Here is an 18,411-nt window from a genome sequence, read left to right on the forward strand (position 1 = left end):
GGGGGCTGAGGCCGGGTGGGTGCGCAGCTCGGCGCGACGAGGTGCCGCTGCGCCCACCCGTGCCGCCCCTAGCGGCACGCATGCCCGCAGCTAGGGCGCGAGCTAGGCCGGTTTGTGGGCGATGACTCGGTACGTGTTCGCCAAGCGTGTGCGGCGGGCCACCGGGGCCAGTAGGTGGTCTGCCAGGGCCGCTGCCCCCACCAGGGGGAGGCCCGCTCGGAGGAGGGCCTCGCGGGCGTGGCGGCGGAAGGGGGGTGGGGGGATGGCTCGCCAGGGGGTGTCCGGGGCCGGGAGGGCGTGGGAGAGGGCCAGGGACGTCGCGCCGGAGAGGTCGTGGGGGATGTGAGTGGGGCGGTGGTCGAGGGTGAGGACCGTGCAGCCGGTCGTCTCCAGTTCGGCCCGTAGGTTGCGCGGGGGCAGCAGGTGGAGGTGGCGGGGCTGGTCGTAGGGGAGCCACCAGCGGCCCAGGAGCGCGGCGAAGACGCTGCGGGGGTCGAGGGTCTCGATGAGCAGATGGCCGCCGGGGCGCAGGACGTGGAGGGCGGCGCGGAGTTCCGCGCGGGGGTCGGGGGCGCCCTCCAGGTGGTGGAGCATGCTGACCACGTCGTAGCGGGCGCGCAGCGGGCCCGAGATCCGGGGGTCCGACAGCCGGCCGACGTGGGCCTCCTCGACGCGTTCGGCCGGGACGGCCCGGACCACGTCCGGGGTGTCGTCCAGGCCGTCGAACGAGGTGTACGGGAAGAACTCCCGGGCCGTCGCAGGGAAGCGCGCGTGGCCCGTCCCCACGTCCAGCCAGCTCTCCGGCTCCCCGAACGGCAGCATCGCCCGGGCGGCCGACCGGTGGCGGTGCTGTCCGGCGCGCAGTGCGACGAGGGCGTCGGCCGTGGGGTCCCTGGGCGCTCCGCGCACGGTCCGGCGGTAGTGGGCGAGGCCCTCGGCCGTGAGGCGGGGGTTCTGGAAGGTGTGGCCGCAGTCGCGGCAGTCGTCGACGGTGAAGTTGCCCGGCTTGTACTGCCGCAGGTCACCGGTGCGAAGCCGGTTGCGCAGCCGACCGGAGCCGCACCAGGGGCAGTCCTCGCGGCGCGGTTCGTGGACCGGCGCGGGCGCCTGGGGGACGGAGGGGGCGGGAAGTTCGGGCATGGGCGGCTCCCGGGCGCGAGACGTACGGCAGGGACGTACGACAATCCGCTGCAAACGGGAACGTATGGGATGCCGATCTTGGGTGCAACGACGTCGCCGTGACGGAGTCGCGATGTGGCGCCGTGCTGTTCGATCGCTGCCGGTACTGTTCGGCGAATGAGCTCGCTTAATCTCGACGACTTCACCGATCTGATCGAGCGTCCGGACGGCGGGGTCCGCCGTGACGCCGAGGCGCGCCGGGAGCGGCAGATCGTGCCGCCAGGATCGCTGGGCCGCCTCGATGACCTGGGTGAGTGGCTGGCGGCGGCGCAGTCCGCGGTGCCGGTGCGGCCGGTCGACCGGCCGCGGGTGGTGCTCTTCGCCGGTGACCACGGCGTGGCGGAGCTGGGCGTCTCGGCCCGGCCGGCGGGCGGCGCCGGGGAGTTGGTGCGTGAGGTGCTGGAGGGCGGCAGGCCCGTCTCGGTGCTGGCGCGGCGGCTCGGCGTGCCGGTGCGGATCGTCGACATGGGCCTGGACTGTGACCCCGAGGTCCTGCCCGAGGACGTCGTACGGCATCGGGTGCGGCGCGGCAGCGGGCGGATCGACATCGAGGACGCGCTGACCCTGGAGGAGGCCGAGGCGGCGTTCCGGGCCGGGGTCGCGGTGGCCGACGAGGAGGCCGACTCCGGTACGGATCTGGTGGTGCTCGGCGATGTGAGCGTCGGCGGGACGACGGCGGCGGGTGTGCTGGTCGCGGCGTTGTGCGGCGTCGACGCGTCGGTGGTCACCGGGCGCGGCGGGCTGGCGATCGACGACCTGGCCTGGATGCGCAAGTGCGCGGCGATCCGGGACGCGCTGCGCCGGGCCCGGCCGGTGCTCGGGGACCAGTTGCAGCTGCTGGCGACGGTGGGCGGGGCCGATCTCGCGGCGATGACGGGCTTCCTGCTGCAGAGTGCCGTGCGGAAGCTGCCGGTGGTGCTCGACGGGGTCGTGACGGCCGCGTGCGCGCTGGTCGGGCAGCGGATCGCGTTCCGGGCGCCGGACTGGTGGCTGGCCGCGCACGACAGTGGCGAGCCCGGGCAGGCGAAGGCGCTGGACCGGATGGCCCTGGAGCCGCTGCTGACCCAGGGTGTGACCGTCGGCGAGGGCGCGGGCGGTCTGCTGGCGCTCCCCTTGGTGCAGGCCGCCGCGGCGCTGGCGGCGGAGCTGCCCGAGAAGCCGAAGGAGTCGGAGCAGCCGGAGGTCACGGACGACTCCGAGGTTCCCTCGGAGGAGTAAACGCCCGGGAGATCCAGGTCACGCACACCTGGCTCAACTTCGTCCCGTTCCGGTCGGTCTTCGCGTGTGGTGTCGGTTTGACTGAGCCACAGACACCGCGCACACCCGCTGCCGCACCGGCCCATGGACGAGGACGACCCGATGACCACGCTCGCCCGCCGGGCCCGTGCCGAATGGGGGCCGCTGTACGCCGCGGTGCGCGGGCCGCTGCGGGAGCGGCGGCTGCGGGCGGTGCCGATGGCGGCCGGGGCGGTGTGCCTGACGTCCGTGCTGCACTTCGCGCACAACCAGTCGTGGGGGTACCAGTTCGTTCAGAACGTCGGTGCCGTGCGGGCCGAGGACCCGCTGTGGCTCGCGCTGCTGCGGACTCCGCTGTCGCTGTTCGTGCCCGCGCTGGATCTGCCGGTGTGGGGCGCGCTGGCGCAGCTCCTGCTGGTGTTCGGTATCGCGGAGCTCTGCCTGGGGTGGCGGCGGGCCCTGTTCATCGCCTACCTCGCGACGCTCGCGGGCACGCTCTACGCCCGGCTGGGCATCTGGCTTGGCCCGGACTCCCCGCTGGGTCTGCCCGCCTCGGACGCGTGGGTCGTGGACACCGGGCCCTCGGCGGCGGTGGTGGGTCTCGCCGTCTACCTGGGCCTGCGCTATCGCGCGTATGTCACGGCGGCGGTGGTGATCGTGGCCATGGTGGCCGAGGTCGCCCTGAAGGAGAACCTCGCGGGCAAGGAGCATCTGGCGGCGATCACGGCCGTGCTGGTGCTGTACGCGGCCGGTGCGCTGCGTCAGTGGTGTTCGAGGGACCGGACGGGCTCGGGGTCGGGCGCGCCGCCGATCCAGTCCTGAAATCTGCGCCGGGGGCCCACCCAGCGGCGGTCGTGGTGGTAGGCCCGCAGGCCGGATTTCGCCCGCGCGCGGGGGCGGTTGCGGTAGAACCGCTTGGCCCACGGCGAGGTGGGGCGGGCCAGCCGTACGGCGCCGATCAGGGCGACCAGGGGGATGATCACGCCCAGGACGGCGAGACGGACCTTGCCCTTGAACAGGGCGATCAGGGCGAACCCGAAGTTCACGACGACGTTCGCGAGGACGACGGCGCGGTTCTGCTGCTGGTCCTCGGAGAGGTCGTTGACGCCCAGCGGCGAGAAGCCGAGCAGGAGCAGGCCGACGAGGGAGGCGGTGAGGACGACCATCTCGACGCTCTTGCGGCCGTCCGGGGTCCAGTAGACGTCGGCGAGGTGCAGGACCAGGGCGAACTCGTCGAGGACGAGTCCCGCGCCGATGCCGAAGAGCACCGCGGCCAGGCACGAGCCGACGCCTTCCTGGCCGCCGGCGACCGCGCCGAAGCCGCCGACGATCGTCAGGATGACGCCGGGGACCACGTGGTGGACGTGGACACCCCCGCTGCCGCTGATGTTGCGGAAGGGACCCTTGCCCGCCCGGATCAGACGGGTGATGCCCCGGGTGATCAGAAAGGTCATCACGAAGGAGATGAGAGCGAGAAGCAGCGGCAGCTTGCCGGGTTCCATGATGTTCCGCTCGAACCATCCCATATGTGAACTTTATCCTCGGCCGCCGTGCCCGCTCTCCTGACCGACCGGTAGCCTGCGCCGGTGCCCGCAACCTCGCCCCTCGACGGCCTCCGCTTCGCCTTCGGCACCCTCACGGTGTTCCCGGTCCGGGTGACCCGGTGGGACCGGGAGGCCGCGCGAGGGGGCATGCTCAGCGCTCCGCTCGCGGGGCTGGCCGTCGGCGTGGCCGCCGCCGCCGTCGGGCTGGTGCTGCTGTTCCTCGGGGCGGGCGGGCTGCTCGCCGCCGTGGCCACCGCGGCCGTGCCGGCCGTCCTCACCCGGGGGCTGCATCTCGACGGGCTCGCGGACACCGCCGACGGGCTGGGCAGCGGGAAGCCCGCCGAGGACGCGCTGCGGATCATGAAGCAGTCGGACATCGGGCCGTTCGGGGTCATCGCCCTCGTCCTCGTCCTGCTCGCGCAGGTCGCCGCCCTCGCCCAGGCCTACGACGCCTCCTGGGCCCGGGGCGCCTTCGCGGCGGTCGTCTCCGCCACGGTCGCCCGGCTGGCCCTGACCCTGGCGGCCCGGGCCGGGGTGCCGGCGGCCCGGCCGGAGGGGCTGGGGGCGGCGGTCGCGGGCGTGGTGCCCCTGCGCGGGGCGCTGCTCACCGCCGTCGCCGTCACGGGGGCGGCGGCAGCGGGGAGTGCCTTCTGGGGGCCGTTCGACGTGGTCCGGACCGTGTGCGCGGTCGTCCTGTCCCTGGCCGCCGCCGAAGCGCTGCTGCGGCACTGCACGCGCCGCTTCGGCGGGGTCACCGGGGATGTGTTCGGCGGGCTCGCGGAGACGGCGGCGACGACGGCGCTGGTCGTTCTGTCACTGGGCTGAAACGATCTCCTCGTCCCTCTCCTGCACCGGCCGCCCGGCCGCTAGCTTCGTCCCCCGAACACACAAGTGATCGGGGGATGTTCATGCCGAAGCTGCGCCGTGCCGTGGCCTGGTCCGTCGACTTCGCGCTGGTGGTGGCGCTGGCCTCGGCGCTCGCCGTGCTCACCTTCCACCGGATCTCCGCGCTCGTCACCGACGTGCCCGAACTCGCCGCCCGCGGCGGCTTTGACCTGCTGACCTCGCGCGGCGACATGCTCGACGCCTCCCAGGACCTGGGGCTCAGGCTGTGGGACAAGTCGGTGCTGTACGTCGAGCAGGCTTTCGGGCTGCTGGTGCTGACGGTGTTCCTCTACCAGTGGGCGTGCCTGGCGCTGGCCGGGCGCACGGTCGGCAAGGCCCTGGTCGGGCTGAAGGTCACGCCGAGCCTCCCACGCCGGGCCGCGCGGCGGGCGGCCGTCACCACCGCCGCGGACGTCGCCGTGTACGCGGTGGCCTGCGTGCTGCTGGTCGAGGGCCGGATCGTGCTGTCGGTGCTGGTGTGGGCGGTCGCGGTGGTGCTGTTCCTGCTGAACGCGCTGCCGGTCCTCTCCCCCGGCCGGCGTTCCCTCGCCGACCAGGTGGCGGGCACGGCGGTCTCCGGCGTCGGGCTCAGCAGGCCTGTCGCCACACCCCTAGTTCGTACTTCTTGAGCAGCGAACTGAGCTTCAGACGGCGGGACTCGGCGCAGAAGCGGCGGGTGGGCACCTCGTACTCGACGTGGAAGACGGCCTTGCCCGCGTCGACGAACGGCTTCAGGGCCGCGCACTCGCCGTACTGGGCGCACTGTTCGTTGACCGCGAAGTCGAAGTCCCCGACCAGCTCGGGGATCTGGTCCAGGTCGTTCTTGAGGCCTACGGCCAGGCCCCGGTCGTGGGCCAGGCGGGCGATGAGGCGGTTGTAGCGGAGCTGGTCGGCGGCCTTCAGCGGGAAGCCCGTGTCGTTGCGGTAGCCGTCCATGTTGTCGGGCTCCACCGCGTCGAAGCCCTTGTCGCGGCACATGTCGATCCGGGCCGCCATGAGGGGCTCAAGGACATCGGTGCGGCGGATGTCCAGCCAGCGCTCGCCCTTCCAGCCGTTGCCGCGCCCGAGGACGGACTTCGGGAACTTCCCGGCGTCCGGGCGGAACTTCTCCCAGGCGCCGGTGGACAGATAGCAGATGACCTTGCGGTCGTCGCGGTGCAGGCGCGTGACGGTGGCCTCGGAGTGGTCGAAGCCGTCGATGTCGTAGACCGGCACGTCGACGGAGGTGTCCAGGCGCCCGCTGAGCTGCCATTGCCAGCCGGTGCCGGGGCGGGGCTGCCAGCGGGGGCCCGGTTTGTCGTCGGCCTCCTTCTGGGTGCAGCCGGCGAGCAGCAGGAGGAGCAGGGCGACGAGCAAGGACGTGCGTCTCACGGGGTGTTCTCCGGGTGGTGCAGGGTGTACGGCAGTGTGCCCCAAGGATGATCGCCGCTGCCGGGCACCGCACAATGCACCGCCGCGCCCCGCGCCCTGGCCAGGCCCTCCGGGTCGGCGTCGGGCGGCACGTCGTACACCAGGTGGCAGAGCCGGACGTCGCCGCCGCCGGGCCACGGCTCGGGGCACAGCGCGCGGTACGACGCCCAGCTGCCCTCGAAGGTGACGAGGACGTCGGCGATGCGGGCGTAGCAGGGGTGCGGTGCCGTGCCGTGGTTGAGGACGAGGGTGCCGCAGCCGACGCCCCAGGCGGCCACCGCCAGGCGCTGGTAGTACTCGAACTGCTCGGGCCCGGAGGGGACCTGGTCGAGGAAGGCGCCGTCGGTGCCGTACCAGTCGCGGTGCCGGGTGAGGTCGCGGAGGACGTCGGTGGTGGCGCGGCGGCCGTAGTCGGTGTCGGCGTACCCGAGGACCCGGACGCCCGCGTCCCGCAGCCGGGCGGCGACCTCGGCGAAGGCCGCGTCGGGGCGGTCGCCGGGCCCGCTGGCGGGGTTGAGGACCACCCCGTAGAGGCGGGACGCGGCCGCCACGATCGCCTCCCATTCGGCGGGGCGTACGGACGGGTGCTCGTAGTACGGGACCAGGAGAGTGCTCATCGGTGGGCTGTTGCCCTCCCCAGCAGGGCGCACACCAGGGCGCCTTGGACGACGGCCGCCGTGCCGTACACGGCCGGGCCCGCCATGTGCGGATCCCCGGTGTGCGTGACGAGGAGCAGGGTCTGGGCGAGGGCGGCGGCGCAGCACACCGCCGTCGCGCCGGTCACCGCGCCGAACGACTGGAGGAGCAGGCCCGTCCACAGCACCACGCCCAGCAGGAGCAGCCCGGCCAGCCGAAGGCCGCCGGGGACCGGGGAGTGCGGCCACAGGGCGGAGGCGGCGAGGCTCAGTGAGAGCAGGGTGGCGAGGTAGGCGGCCAGGCACGCGACGACGGTGAGGGCGGTGGTGCGCCGGAAGGCCCCGGCGGTGCGGCTGGAACGCAGTGCGGCGAGGCTCTCGCCGCGGAATCGATACAGCAGCCACTCCGCGGGGCCCATGCTGAGGGTGAGCGCCACGGCGGCAGGGGCCGCGACCGCGCTGCCGGTCTCACCGGCGAGGACGTCGCCGAGGGCCGCGTACAGCACGAGAACGCCGGTGGCGAGCCCGAACAGGGCGTACGGCAGGGAGCCCGTGAGCCGGGGCCCGGCGGGGCGCCGGGGGGCGGAGGCTGCGGCGAATGCCCTCAGCGGGAGCAGGGCGGTGAGACCGGCGGTCCACCCGCCTTCCTCCTTCGCGGCCGGTGCCACTTCGCGCGCGGCGAGGGCCGCCACGGCCGCCAGGGAGCCCAGCAGGAGAATCAGGCTCACGGCTTCCGGCAGCGGGTCGGTCAGGGACAGGACCGCGCCCGTCGCCATCGGCGCGAGGGCGGCCGGCAGGAGCCGTTCGCGGCCCATCACCAGCAGGACGGTCGCCGCCGCCAGATACCAGGACTGCCCGGCGGCGAAGGCGACCGCGGCCGGGGCGGCACCGGCCGCACAGGCCAGGGAGACCAGGGAGCCGAGCAGGGCGCCGGCCGGGGCGCCGAGCAGCAGGGCACGCCGCGCGGCCGTCCGGTCGCCCAGCCCCAGCCACGCGTACGCCCGGTGGGCGAGGCCCTGGTTCCACGTCCAGCCGCACAGGGCTCCGGCGAGCAGCGGGACCGTGCCCGGCGGGAGGCCGAAGTCGTCGTCGCCGGCGAACAGGGGCGCGCCGAGGACGTAGGCGAGGCCGGGCAGGGCGAAGACGACGCCGCGCAGCAGACAGCCGAGCAGGCCGGTCCGCCAGGGGTCGGGTAACGGGCCGTCGGGCTCCGGATAGCGGCGTTCGACGCGTTCGTAGAGGGTCTCGGCGAGCGCGAAGGAGTTCTTTACGCCGTACCGCTCGCGTATCTGGTCGTCGGAGAGTCCGTCGGACTCCAGCAGGGCGGCGATCTCGTCCGGGTGGACGGCCGCGGCGATGAAGTCCTCGAGACGGGCGGCGAGTTCGTCGACCGGGTCGGGCCGGGCCCAGCTGGGGGTGGCGCGCTGCCGGGGGATGTACGGGAGGGTGTCCGGGCGGGAGCCCGGCGGGAGCCAGACGCTTCCGCTCACCAGCCGGTCCCGTCCGTCGCCACGGCCGCGTACCACGGGTCGCGCAGCTCCAGGGTCCAGTCGGCGACCATCTCCAGCGTGGGCTCGTACACCTCGTCCTCGCCCGCGAGTTCCTTGTAGACGGTGCGGAAGGCGTCCACCGAGCGGCGCAGCGTGAACCGGTCGATGACGCGTTGACGCGACAACGCGCCCAGTTCGAGACGCCTTTGGTCGTCCTTGAGCAGGGTCAGCGCGGCGGCGGCCATCTTCTCCGGCTCGCGCGGCGGTACGACCAGGCCCGTGTCGCCGACGGCCTCGCGCACCCCGCCGACATCCGTCGACACCGTCGTACGGCCGCAGGACATGGCCTCGATGATGGAGAAGGGGAAACCCTCGGAGATCGACGACAGCATCACCACGTGCCCGGCCGCGTAGGCACGCCAGACCTCGGTGATACGGCCCTCGAAGGTCAGGCCGTCGGTGACACCCAGTTCGGCGGCGAGCTTCTCCAGCCGGGTGCGGTAGGCCTCGCCGCCGGGCGGGACCGGGCCGAAGAGCCTGAGCCGGGTCGCGGGCACCTCGGCTCGCACCAACGCGTAGGCGCGGATCAGGGTCTCCAGGTCCTTGATGGGGTCGATCCGGCCGCACCAGGAGAGGGTGGGGACCTCGGGCTCGGGGCCGGCGTGCGGGAAGGCGGCCGGATCGACGCCGTTGTAGACCGTGCGGATCTTGCCGGCGTCGGCGCCGCCGCGTTCCTCCCAGCGGCGGTTGTACTGGTTGCACGGGGTGATCAGATCGGCGGCGCGGTAGCCGTACGAGTTCAGCTCGCGGTAGAAGCCGAGCATGAACGCCTTCACGGGCCAGCGCTGGGCGTCGCGGCGGTAGCCGAGGTAGCGCTCGCGCAGATAGATGCCGTGCTCGGTGAGCAGAAACGGTACGCCGTCCAGGTGGCGGGCGGCGAGCGCGGGCAGGGTCGCGAGGCCGCTGCTGACGGCGTGGGCGACGGAGTCCTCGGGGATGCGGACGCCCAGGGGCCGGAGGGCGTGTTCCAGGAGGTCGGTCGCGGTGAGGGCGTCATGGACCGTGGGGCGTGCGGCCGCGGTGGGCAGATGCGGCATCGTCCAGATCCACATCAGCGACCGCAGCGCCGACTCGGTGCGCAGGGCCGCCGAGAGGCGGCCGTCCCGGGCGAGTTCGGCCAGCTCGTTCAGGGACGTGCCGAAGTCGGTGGGCGAGCCGGGGTCGAGGAAGGAGAGCAGGAAACGCTCGTAGGTGTCGGTGAAGCGGCGGCGGGCCTTGCCGTAGGGGGGCCTGCCGCGGCCGGGGCGGGGGCCCCAGGTGGGGACCGAGGTGTGGGCGCAGACGTTGGGCGGGAGGTCCCAGGTGACGGGTTCGCGGCCGTTGCCGGTGAGGGAGACGATGTGGAAGTCGACCTCCGGCATGCCCTTGACGAGTTGGTCGCACCAGGTGCTGACGCCGCCGTGGACGTGTGGGTAGGTGCCTTCCGTGAGCATGGTGACGTGGCGGCCTGTTCGCCTCATGCGGTGTTTCCCCCTGTGTTGCGGATGTTGTGCGGGGAGCTGCTGCCCGGATGCCGAGTGCGGGCATCGTGTGGGCTGGTCGCGCAGTTCCCCGCGCCCCTGAAGTACGTAGCCCTACGGCAGCTTCAAAGTGAGAGCCGACTGGAGTGCTGCCGGGGTCGTCCAGGTCGAGCGGGATCCTGCGTACGGGGTGCCGAATGCGGTGGTGCCCAGCAGGAGTTGCTTCTTGGTTCCCTCCGGGGCGGTCACGGGGATCTGCGTGCCGGACGGGGCCGTGACCGTGACGGTGGGGCCGATGCGGTATGCCGTCACGCGGCCGTTCGCCAGGGCGGTCTGCCAGGCGGCGCGGCGCTGGACCTCGGTGCCGATGGCGCTGTGCCGGGGGTTCTCCAGCGGGGTGCTGTCGGCGAACAGGGAGCGATAATCGGCCAGCACCTTCTCCATGACCGGGTAGAGCAGCCGGTCCTCGGCCAGGTTGGACTGGTGCGCGTAGTGCGGCCGGGGGTCGCCCGCGAGGGCGTGTCCGAGGGCGGTGCGCGCCTCCTGCGGGACGATGTGCTCGGCGTAGCCGGTGGTGGTGTCGAGCGGCTCGTCCAGACAGGTCGAGGTGGGGTTGTCCTCGCAGACGCCGCTGCCGCCGTCGCCGCGCGAGGTGTAGATCCAGTTGTACTCGTCGGCCATCTCGGCCGCCGTGCCCACGTTGTAGTACACGTTCATCGGGTGGCGCGGGACGGTCAGCGCGTTGCCGATCGCCCGCTGCCCGGGCTCGCGGGAGTTGTCCGAGGCGATCCACTTGACGCCGGTGTCGGCGAGGGCGCCGGACAGGTTGGGGTTGTCGGCGGGCTGCTGGGGCAGCGTCCTCAGGCCCGAGTGCTCGCCGGTGACCAGCTCGGCGCGGTCGACCGGGAGGCCCTTGCCCACGGCCCAGTCGTGGTTGTCGCGGATCTGCGCGGCGATCTCGGCGCGGCTCATGTACTTCGTCGAGCCGTCCGCGTTCTTCGCGCAGCTCCACGGCACGCTCGAGGTGTCCTGGACGCAGCCGAGGAAGGGGTGCGTGTAGGTGTGGTTGACCCAGCGGTACTGGGCCTTGTCGGCGACCAGCCGGTCGGTGAGGGCGTCGGTGCCGCCGTGCTCGGTCTTCCACTCCTCGCCGGAGCCGGCGTTGTAGACCATGTCCATGGTGAAGCCGTGCTCGCGCTGCCACTGTGCGGCGTAGGCGGCGTCGTCCGCGGTCATGCGGATCGGCGTGGTGCCCTCGCCGTCGCCGCCCGCGCAGTCGAAGTCGCCCGGGGTGCAGTCGCGTTCGGTGTCCCAGCGGCTGTCCGGGGCGAACACGTCGTCGACGTGCACCGCGAAGGAGTTGCGGGTCTGCCCCAGGTGCACGCCCTGGGTGAGCCACTCGACGATGCCCCGGGCCAGCAGCCGGAACTGCTGCTGGTTGCCGTTGTAGGCGAAGGTCACGACGAGTTCGCGGCGGCCGTCGTGGGCGTACTCGCCGACGAGGCTGCCGCGGCCGGTGCCGCCGGGCACGGGGATGTCGACGTAGCTGGTGAAGCCGGCGCGGGGCCGGGCCACGTAGCCGTAACTCTCCTGCACATCCGGCGCGTTGTCCTCGAACCGGAACGCGCCCTCGAGGTAGCCGAACCGGCCCGCCTTCCCGGCCGCGGTGACGGATGCCTCGCGGCCGTCGAGAGTGCCCGCCCAGCCACCCTCGCTGGTGTAGTCGAGGCCTACCTCCGGGTGTGCCCAGGTGTAGGCGTCGACCTGCGGGATGCCGTACGTCCGTTCGTACGTCTCCAGGGCGGTCTGCTCGGCGGAGCCCGCGCCGAACGGGGCCTCGTTGGGCAGGACGACGCCCTGGTACTTGGCGCGGGGTCTGCCGTTCACGGTGTCGCTCAGGAACGACTCGGTGATCCTCGGGCGGCCGGAGTCGTTCAGGTCGACGGTGGTGTACGGGACGCCCGTGGTTCTGAGCTGGGCGGTTACGGCCTGGACGGGGCTGTCGCCGTTGTCCACCACGAGCACCTTGAGATCGATGCGCGGTTCCTCCGCGGCCGCCGCCCCGGGTGCCGTCGCCCCGGCCGTGATCATGCCTGCCGCCGTCATCGCCGCGGCCGTGTTTCTCCACCTGCGCGCACGCTGCGCCATGGTTCCTCCCCCAGAAGATCCCAGAGCTCCCCTTGCGGTCGAACAGAGGCCGAACAGAGGAGGATCAGTGAAAATCATGCAAAGCGGCGAGCGGGACTCTCACCGGATCCGAGCGAGTGTGACCGAGTTCACCGCCATGCGGGATCAAGAAATGGCTACTACGCGACCGACAGGTGAACACCCGCAGTAATGAGCGAACGCGACCACGCGCGTAGTCTCGTCGTCGAGTGTTCGCCGCACCGGGGAAGGCCCCGTGGATACCGGACCCTGACGTCGGAATAGGGTCGGCTCGGGCCCGGTCGACCCACACCGTTCGACCATCGCAACTTCACATCGGAAGCGAGATTTCACCACCGTGACTGCTCTCACTCTCAGCACCGCCGCGGCGCCCGGTCTGCGGGCCGACGCGATCGTGATCGGTGTCGCCAAGGGTGCCAAGGGGCCGGTCGTCGCACCGGGCGCCGAGGCCGTGGACAAGGCGTACGACGGCAAGCTCGCCGGCGTCCTGGAGACTCTCGGCGCCTCCGGTGCCGAGGGCGAGACGACGAAGCTGCCGGCACCGTCCGGCTTCAAGGCACCGCTCGTACTGGCGGTGGGCCTGGGCGCGGTGCCCGAGAAGGACGCCGACTACGACACCGAGGCCCTGCGCAAGGCCGCCGGCGTCGCCGCCCGAGCCCTGGCCGGGACGAAGAAGGCCGCCTTCGCCCTGCCGCTGGCGGACGCCGCCGACGCCGGAGCGATCGGCGAGGGCGCGCTGCTCGGCGCGTACTCCTTCGACGCCTACAAGGACAACGGCAAGGACGCCAAGGCGAAGAACGGCAAGGGCCCTCTCGCCGAGGTCGCCCTGCTCGGCGGCAAGCCCCGCGACAAGGCGTACAAGGCGGCGGTCGAGCGTGCCGCCGCCGTGTCCGAGGAGCTGAACCGCGCCCGCGACCTGATCAACACCCCGCCGAACGACCTGAACCCCGAGGCGTTCGCCGCGGTCGCGCAGGCCGCGGCCAAGGAGCACGGCATCAAGGTGCAGGTGCTCGACGTGAAGGCCCTGGAGAAGGGCGGCTACGGCGGCATCCTCGGCGTCGGGGCCGGCTCGGCGGCGGGACCGCGCCTGGTGAAGCTGTCCTACACCTCCTCGAAGGCGAAGAAGCACCTCGCCTTCGTCGGCAAGGGCATCACCTACGACTCGGGCGGCATCTCGCTGAAGCCGGCCGGCCACAACGAGACGATGAAGTGCGACATGAGCGGCGCGGCCACCGTGTTCGCCGCCGTCGTCGCCGCCGCCCGGCTGGGCCTGGAGGTCAACGTCACCGGCTGGCTCGCCCTGGCCGAGAACATGCCCTCCGGTTCCGCGACCCGTCCGGGTGACGTGCTGCGGATGTACAGCGGCAAGACGGTGGAGGTGCTCAACACCGACGCCGAGGGCCGCCTGGTGCTGGCCGACGCGCTGTGGGCGGCCTCCCAGGAGAAGCCGGACGCGATCGTCGACGTGGCGACGCTGACCGGGGCGATGGTGCTGGCGCTGGGCAACCGGACGTTCGGGATCATGGGCAACGACGACGCGTTCCGCTCCGCGGTGCACGAGGCCGCGGAGGAGGTCGGGGAGCCGGCGTGGCCGATGCCGCTGCCAGAGCACCTGCGCAAGGGGATGGACTCGCCCACGGCCGACATCGCGAACATGGGCGAGCGGATGGGCGGCGGGCTGGTCGCCGGTCTGTTCCTGCGCGAGTTCGTGGGCGAGGGGATCACCTGGGCGCACCTCGACATCGCGGGGCCGGCGTTCAATGAGGGCGGGCCTTTCGGGTACACGCCGAAGGGCGGCACGGGGACGGCTGTGCGGACGCTGGTTCGGCTGGCGGAGCTGACGGCCGCCGGGGATCTGGGCTGACCTTCGCCTGAGAGCTCGGTCTCGTCCGTTGTGTGGCGAGTGCGGGGGCGTGGGGGCTGTTCGCGCAGTTCCCCGCGCCCCTGGGGTCGGACGCCCCGGGGTCGGACAACGTGGGGCGTCTCACACAGCAGCCCGGCGTCTCTTTGTGTGTCGACAAGTGCGAAGATGGGGCTCGGCAGGACAGGGCCCCACCGAAGGGCCGAAGAACGAGCGGCCGGACACCAGCCGCCTGCCGGTCAGTGAAGACCGGCGTACGGCGCACATGCATGGAGGACGTGACGTGGCGAACGACGCCAGCACCGTTTTCGACCTAGTGATCCTCGGCGGTGGCAGCGGTGGTTACGCCGCGGCCCTGCGCGGGGCGCAGCTTGGCCTGGACGTCGCCCTGATCGAGAAGGACAAGGTCGGCGGGACCTGCCTGCACCGGGGATGCATCCCCACCAAGGCTCTGCTGCACGCGGGCGAGATCGCCGACCAGGCCCGCGAGAGCGAGCAGTTCGGTGTGAAGGCCAGCTTCGAGGGCATCGACATCGCCGGCGTCCACAAGTACAAGGACGGCGTGATCTCCGGCCTGTACAAGGGTCTGCAGGGCCTGGTCGCCTCCCGCAAGGTGACGTACATCGAGGGCGAGGGCCGGCTGTCCTCCCCCACCTCCGTCGATGTGAACGGCCGGCGCGTCGAGGGCCGCCACGTGCTGCTCGCGACCGGCTCCGTGCCGAAGTCGCTGCCCGGCCTGGAGATCGACGGCAACCGCATCATCTCCTCCGACCACGCCCTCGTCCTGGACCGTGTGCCGCAGTCGGCCATCGTCCTCGGCGGCGGTGTCATCGGCGTCGAGTTCGCCTCCGCCTGGAAGTCCTTCGGTGCGGACATCACGGTCATCGAGGGCCTGAAGCACCTCGTGCCGGTCGAGGACGAGAACTCGTCCAAGCTGCTCGAGCGCGCCTTCCGCAAGCGCGGCATCAAGTTCAACCTGGGCACGTTCTTCGAGAAGGCCGAGTACACCCAGGACGGTGTCAAGGTCACCCTCGCCGACGGCAAGGAGTTCGAGGCCGAGGTCCTGCTGGTCGCCGTCGGCCGCGGCCCGGTCTCCGCCGGCCTCGGCTACGAGGAGCAGGGCGTCGCCATGGACCGTGGCTACGTGCTGGTCGACGAGTACATGCGCACCAACGTCCCGACCATCTCCGCCGTCGGTGACCTGGTCCCGACCCTCCAGCTCGCGCACGTCGGCTTCGCCGAGGGCATCCTGGTGGCGGAGCGTCTGGCCGGTCTGAAGACCGTTCCGATCGACTACGACGGTGTCCCGCGGGTGACGTACTGCCACCCGGAGGTCGCCTCCGTCGGTATCACCGAGGCCAAGGCCAAGGAGATCTACGGCGCGGACAAGGTCGTCGCTCTGAAGTACAACCTCGCGGGCAACGGCAAGAGCAAGATCCTGAACACCACGGGCGAGATCAAGCTCGTCCAGGTCAAGGACGGTGCCGTGGTCGGCGTCCACATGGTCGGTGACCGCATGGGCGAGCAGGTCGGCGAAGCCCAGCTGATCTACAACTGGGAGGCGCTGCCCGCCGAGGTCGCGCAGCTCGTCCACGCCCACCCGACGCAGAACGAGGCGCTCGGCGAGGCCCACCTGGCCCTGGCCGGCAAGCCCCTCCACTCGCACGACTGACCCCCTCGGTCGAGAAGCGACGACACAGACTTCCGCACTTTCCGTAAGGAGCAACCGAAACCATGGCGGTTTCCGTAACCCTTCCGGCGCTCGGCGAGAGCGTCACCGAGGGCACTGTCACCCGCTGGCTGAAGGCCGAGGGTGAGCGCGTCGAGGCCGACGAGCCGTTGCTCGAGGTCTCGACCGACAAGGTCGACACCGAGATCCCCTCCCCCGCAGCCGGCGTCCTGGCCTCCATCAAGGTCGCCGAGGACGAGACGGTGGAGGTCGGCGCCGAGCTGGCCCTCATCGACGACGGCAGCGGTGCGCCCGCTGCCGCCCCGGCCCCGGCCGCCGAGCAGGTCGCCGAGCCCGCTCCCGAGCCGGCCCCGGCCGCCCCGTCCACCGAGCAGGCCGCTCCGGCGCCCGCTCCCACCGCCGACGCCGCCGCCGGCGGCGGCTCCGCCGAGGGCACGGACGTGGTCCTGCCCGCGCTCGGCGAGTCCGTCACCGAGGGCACCGTCACCCGCTGGCTGAAGTCGGTCGGTGACAGCGTCGAGGCCGACGAGCCGCTGCTCGAGGTCTCCACCGACAAGGTCGACACCGAGATCCCGGCGCCCACCGCGGGCACGCTGCTGGAGATCGTGGTCGGCGAGGACGAGACCGCCGAGGTCGGCGCCAAGCTCGCCGTCATCGGCGTCGCGGGTGCGGCTCCGGCCGCTGCCCCGGCTCCCGCCGCCCCGGCCCCGGCCCCGGCCCCGGCTGCCGAGGCCCCCGCCCCGGCCGCCCCCGCCGCTCCGGCTCCGGCCGCTCCGGCGCCCGCCCCGCAGGCGCCCTCGGCTCCGGCCCCGCAGCAGCAGACCACCCCGGCTCCCGAGCCGGTCCCGTCCGCTCCGGCCCCCGCCCCGGCCCAGGCTCCCGCGCCCGCCGCCCCCTCCGGTGACGACGGCGCCTACGTCACCCCGCTGGTGCGCAAGCTCGCCGCCGAGAACGGCGTCGACCTGGCCGGCGTCAAGGGCACCGGCGTCGGCGGCCGTATCCGCAAGCAGGACGTCATCGCCGCCGCCGAGGCCGCGAAGGCCGCCGCCGCTGCTCCGGCTCCGGCCGCGGCCGCCGCTCCGGCTGCCAAGAAGGCCCCGGTGCTGGAGACCTCCCCGCTGCGCGGCCAGACCATCAAGATGCCGCGGATCCGCAAGGTCATCGGCGACAACATGGTCAAGGCCCTGCAGGAGCAGGCCCAGCTGTCCTCGGTCGTCGAGGTCGACGTCACGCGTCTGATGAAGCTGCGCGCCCGGGCCAAGGACTCCTTCGCGGCCCGTGAGGGCGTGAAGCTGTCTCCGATGCCGTTCTTCGTCAAGGCCGCGGCCCAGGCGCTGAAGGCGCACGCGCCGATCAACGCCAAGATCAACGAGGCCGAGGGGACCATCACCTACTTCGACACCGAGAACGTCGGTATCGCGGTGGACTCCGAGAAGGGCCTGATGACCCCGGTCATCAAGAACGCCGGTGACCTCAACCTCGCCGGTATCGCCAAGGCCACGGCGGAGCTCGCGGGCAAGGTCCGCGCCAACAAGATCACCCCGGACGAGCTGTCCGGCGCGACCTTCACCATCAGCAACACCGGGTCGCGCGGCGCGCTCTTCGACACGATCATCGTGCCGCCGGGCCAGGTCGCCATCCTCGGCATCGGCGCCACGGTCAAGCGCCCCGCCGTCATCGAGACGGAGGAGGGCACGGTCATCGGCGTCCGCGACATGACGTACCTGACCCTGTCCTACGACCACCGCCTGGTGGACGGCGCCGACGCCGCCCGCTACCTGACGGCGGTCAAGGCCATCCTCGAGGCGGGCGAGTTCGAGGTCGAGCTCGGCCTCTGATTCTCCGCCGCTACGGCTGTACGGTGCCCCGTTCGGATAATCCGGGCGGGGCACCGTCGTACCCAAGGGGCGCGGGGAACTGCGCGAGCAACCACTACGGCGCGGCAGCCGAACGACGAACTCACACCCCCCGTGTAAGTCTCGTCTCACCTGCACCAAGACACCCCCGCCCACCCCGCCCACGGAGCGACCCGGCCTTATTGTCTAAACGTCAAACCCCCTTAAGGAGCTCACATGACCGCGCCCGTCATCCACTCGCTGCGCGAGCAGATCCGCGAGCACATCCTGGAGGGGATCATCAGCGGACGCTGGCAGCCGGGCGAGCGGATCGTCGAGCGCCGGATCGCCACGGAGCTGGAGGTCAGCCAGACCCCGGTCCGCGAGGCCCTGCGCGAACTGGAATCCCTGCGCCTGATCGAGTCCGCCCCCAACAAGGGCGTCCGGGTCCGGAACCTGACCGCCGCCGACCTGGAGGAGAGCTACCCGGTCCGGGCGGGCCTGGAGGCCATCGCGGCGGAGCTGGCGGCCCAGGGCCTGGCGGAGGACTGCTCGGCGCTGGAACCGCACGTCAACGCCCTGTACGAGGCCGACCGCAGGTCGGACGGCACGGCGCAGGTCCGCCACACCGTCGCCTTCCACCGCGAACTGGTCCGCGCGGCGGGCAACTCCGTCCTGCTGCACACCTGGGAGGGCCTGGGCATCGAGGTGTTCACGGCCCTGTCGATCCGCTGGCTGGGCACGCAGCAGCAGTCGTACGCGGAGGAGCACGAGGAACTGGTCGCCGCCTTCAAGCGCCGCGACCCCCGGATCGCCGAACTGGTGAAGGCCCACGTCCTGGGCTGCGCGCCCAGGGCATGACACTCGAGCACACCTCCGCTCATACGCCTCTCACCTGCGAAAACCCCCATAAATCCCGTCACCGCGTGCCACCGCCCGAGGCACCGCGTGCCTACTTTC

At 72.3% G+C, this 18,411-nt stretch carries 15 protein-coding genes; 8 read left to right on the top strand and 7 right to left on the bottom strand.

Annotation, left to right across the window (positions count from 1 at the left end; genetic code table 11):
* Positions 1 to 102: 102 nt before the first annotated feature.
* Positions 103 to 1,140, bottom strand: a complete 1,038-nt coding sequence (locus ACFT32_RS40755) for a class I SAM-dependent methyltransferase (protein WP_382499271.1) — start codon at positions 1,138 to 1,140, stop codon at positions 103 to 105.
* Between the two features lie 156 nt (positions 1,141 to 1,296).
* Between ACFT32_RS40755 and cobT the strand changes: the two genes are divergently transcribed.
* Together cobT and ACFT32_RS40765 are read left to right on the top strand one after the other, a co-directional pair.
* On the top strand, positions 1,297 to 2,397 hold the full coding sequence (gene cobT, locus ACFT32_RS40760) for a nicotinate-nucleotide--dimethylbenzimidazole phosphoribosyltransferase (protein ID WP_382499273.1): 1,101 nt from the start codon (positions 1,297 to 1,299) through the stop codon (positions 2,395 to 2,397).
* 141 nt (positions 2,398 to 2,538) lie between these two features.
* Positions 2,539 to 3,237 (top strand): hypothetical protein, encoded by a 699-nt coding sequence (locus ACFT32_RS40765; RefSeq protein ID WP_382499275.1) that lies wholly within the window; start codon positions 2,539 to 2,541, stop codon positions 3,235 to 3,237.
* Here ACFT32_RS40765 and ACFT32_RS40770 read toward each other — a convergent pair.
* Positions 3,177 to 3,941, bottom strand: a complete 765-nt coding sequence (locus ACFT32_RS40770; RefSeq protein WP_382499277.1) for a hypothetical protein — start codon at positions 3,939 to 3,941, stop codon at positions 3,177 to 3,179. The two genes, ACFT32_RS40765 and ACFT32_RS40770, sit on opposite strands and share 61 nt — an antisense overlap.
* 60 nt (positions 3,942 to 4,001) lie before the next feature.
* Between ACFT32_RS40770 and ACFT32_RS40775 the strand changes: the two genes are divergently transcribed.
* Together ACFT32_RS40775 and ACFT32_RS40780 are read left to right on the top strand one after the other, a co-directional pair.
* Positions 4,002 to 4,784 (top strand): adenosylcobinamide-GDP ribazoletransferase, encoded by a 783-nt coding sequence (locus ACFT32_RS40775; protein WP_382499278.1) that lies wholly within the window; start codon positions 4,002 to 4,004, stop codon positions 4,782 to 4,784.
* Positions 4,785 to 4,867: 83 nt separating this feature from the next.
* Positions 4,868 to 5,473 (top strand): hypothetical protein, encoded by a 606-nt coding sequence (locus ACFT32_RS40780; protein WP_382499280.1) that lies wholly within the window; start codon positions 4,868 to 4,870, stop codon positions 5,471 to 5,473.
* On the opposite strand, the gene ACFT32_RS40785 is transcribed toward ACFT32_RS40780, so the two are convergent.
* From ACFT32_RS40785 to ACFT32_RS40805, 5 genes are all read right to left on the bottom strand, one after another.
* Entirely contained in the window at positions 5,433 to 6,215 is a 783-nt protein-coding gene (locus ACFT32_RS40785; protein ID WP_382499282.1) for an endo alpha-1,4 polygalactosaminidase, read from the bottom strand. The genes ACFT32_RS40780 and ACFT32_RS40785 overlap by 41 nt on opposite strands.
* Positions 6,212 to 6,871 carry a spherulation-specific family 4 protein gene (locus ACFT32_RS40790; protein ID WP_382499284.1) on the bottom strand — a complete coding sequence of 220 codons (660 nt, stop codon included), beginning with the start codon at positions 6,869 to 6,871 and terminating at the stop codon, positions 6,212 to 6,214. Before ACFT32_RS40790 ends, ACFT32_RS40785 begins: the two co-directional genes overlap by 4 nt.
* Positions 6,868 to 8,379: a hypothetical protein gene (locus tag ACFT32_RS40795; RefSeq protein WP_382499287.1), complete on the bottom strand. Its 1,512-nt coding sequence runs from the start codon at positions 8,377 to 8,379 to the stop codon at positions 6,868 to 6,870. Before ACFT32_RS40795 ends, ACFT32_RS40790 begins: the two co-directional genes overlap by 4 nt.
* A complete protein-coding gene (gene pelF, locus ACFT32_RS40800) occupies positions 8,376 to 9,899 on the bottom strand; it encodes a GT4 family glycosyltransferase PelF (protein WP_382499289.1) in 1,524 nt (507 codons plus the stop codon). The genes ACFT32_RS40795 and pelF overlap by 4 nt, the downstream gene beginning before the upstream one ends.
* A 114-nt stretch (positions 9,900 to 10,013) precedes the next feature.
* On the bottom strand, positions 10,014 to 12,047 hold the full coding sequence (locus ACFT32_RS40805) for a hypothetical protein (protein WP_382499290.1): 2,034 nt from the start codon (positions 12,045 to 12,047) through the stop codon (positions 10,014 to 10,016).
* A gap of 355 nt (positions 12,048 to 12,402) precedes the next feature.
* Here ACFT32_RS40805 and ACFT32_RS40810 point away from each other — a divergent pair, with 355 nt between their 5' ends.
* The 4 genes from ACFT32_RS40810 (at position 12,403) to ACFT32_RS40825 (ending at position 18,312) form a co-directional block, all read left to right on the top strand.
* Complete coding sequence (locus ACFT32_RS40810; protein WP_382499293.1) at positions 12,403 to 13,929, top strand: leucyl aminopeptidase; 1,527 nt, start codon at positions 12,403 to 12,405, stop codon at positions 13,927 to 13,929.
* Positions 13,930 to 14,209: 280 nt separating this feature from the next.
* On the top strand, positions 14,210 to 15,598 hold the full coding sequence (gene lpdA, locus ACFT32_RS40815) for a dihydrolipoyl dehydrogenase (RefSeq protein WP_382499295.1): 1,389 nt from the start codon (positions 14,210 to 14,212) through the stop codon (positions 15,596 to 15,598).
* Between the two features lie 62 nt (positions 15,599 to 15,660).
* Positions 15,661 to 17,454 (top strand): 2-oxoglutarate dehydrogenase, E2 component, dihydrolipoamide succinyltransferase, encoded by a 1,794-nt coding sequence (sucB, locus tag ACFT32_RS40820; RefSeq protein ID WP_382499297.1) that lies wholly within the window; start codon positions 15,661 to 15,663, stop codon positions 17,452 to 17,454.
* A gap of 234 nt (positions 17,455 to 17,688) precedes the next feature.
* The gene (locus ACFT32_RS40825) at positions 17,689 to 18,312 is read left to right on the top strand and encodes a GntR family transcriptional regulator (RefSeq protein WP_184596340.1); all 624 of its coding nucleotides are present in this window, start codon (positions 17,689 to 17,691) and stop codon (positions 18,310 to 18,312) included.
* Positions 18,313 to 18,411: the final 99 nt, after the last annotated feature.

It is taken from the genome of Streptomyces sp. NPDC057002 (assembly GCF_042673825.1).
GTDB lineage: Bacteria > Actinomycetota > Actinomycetes > Streptomycetales > Streptomycetaceae > Streptomyces.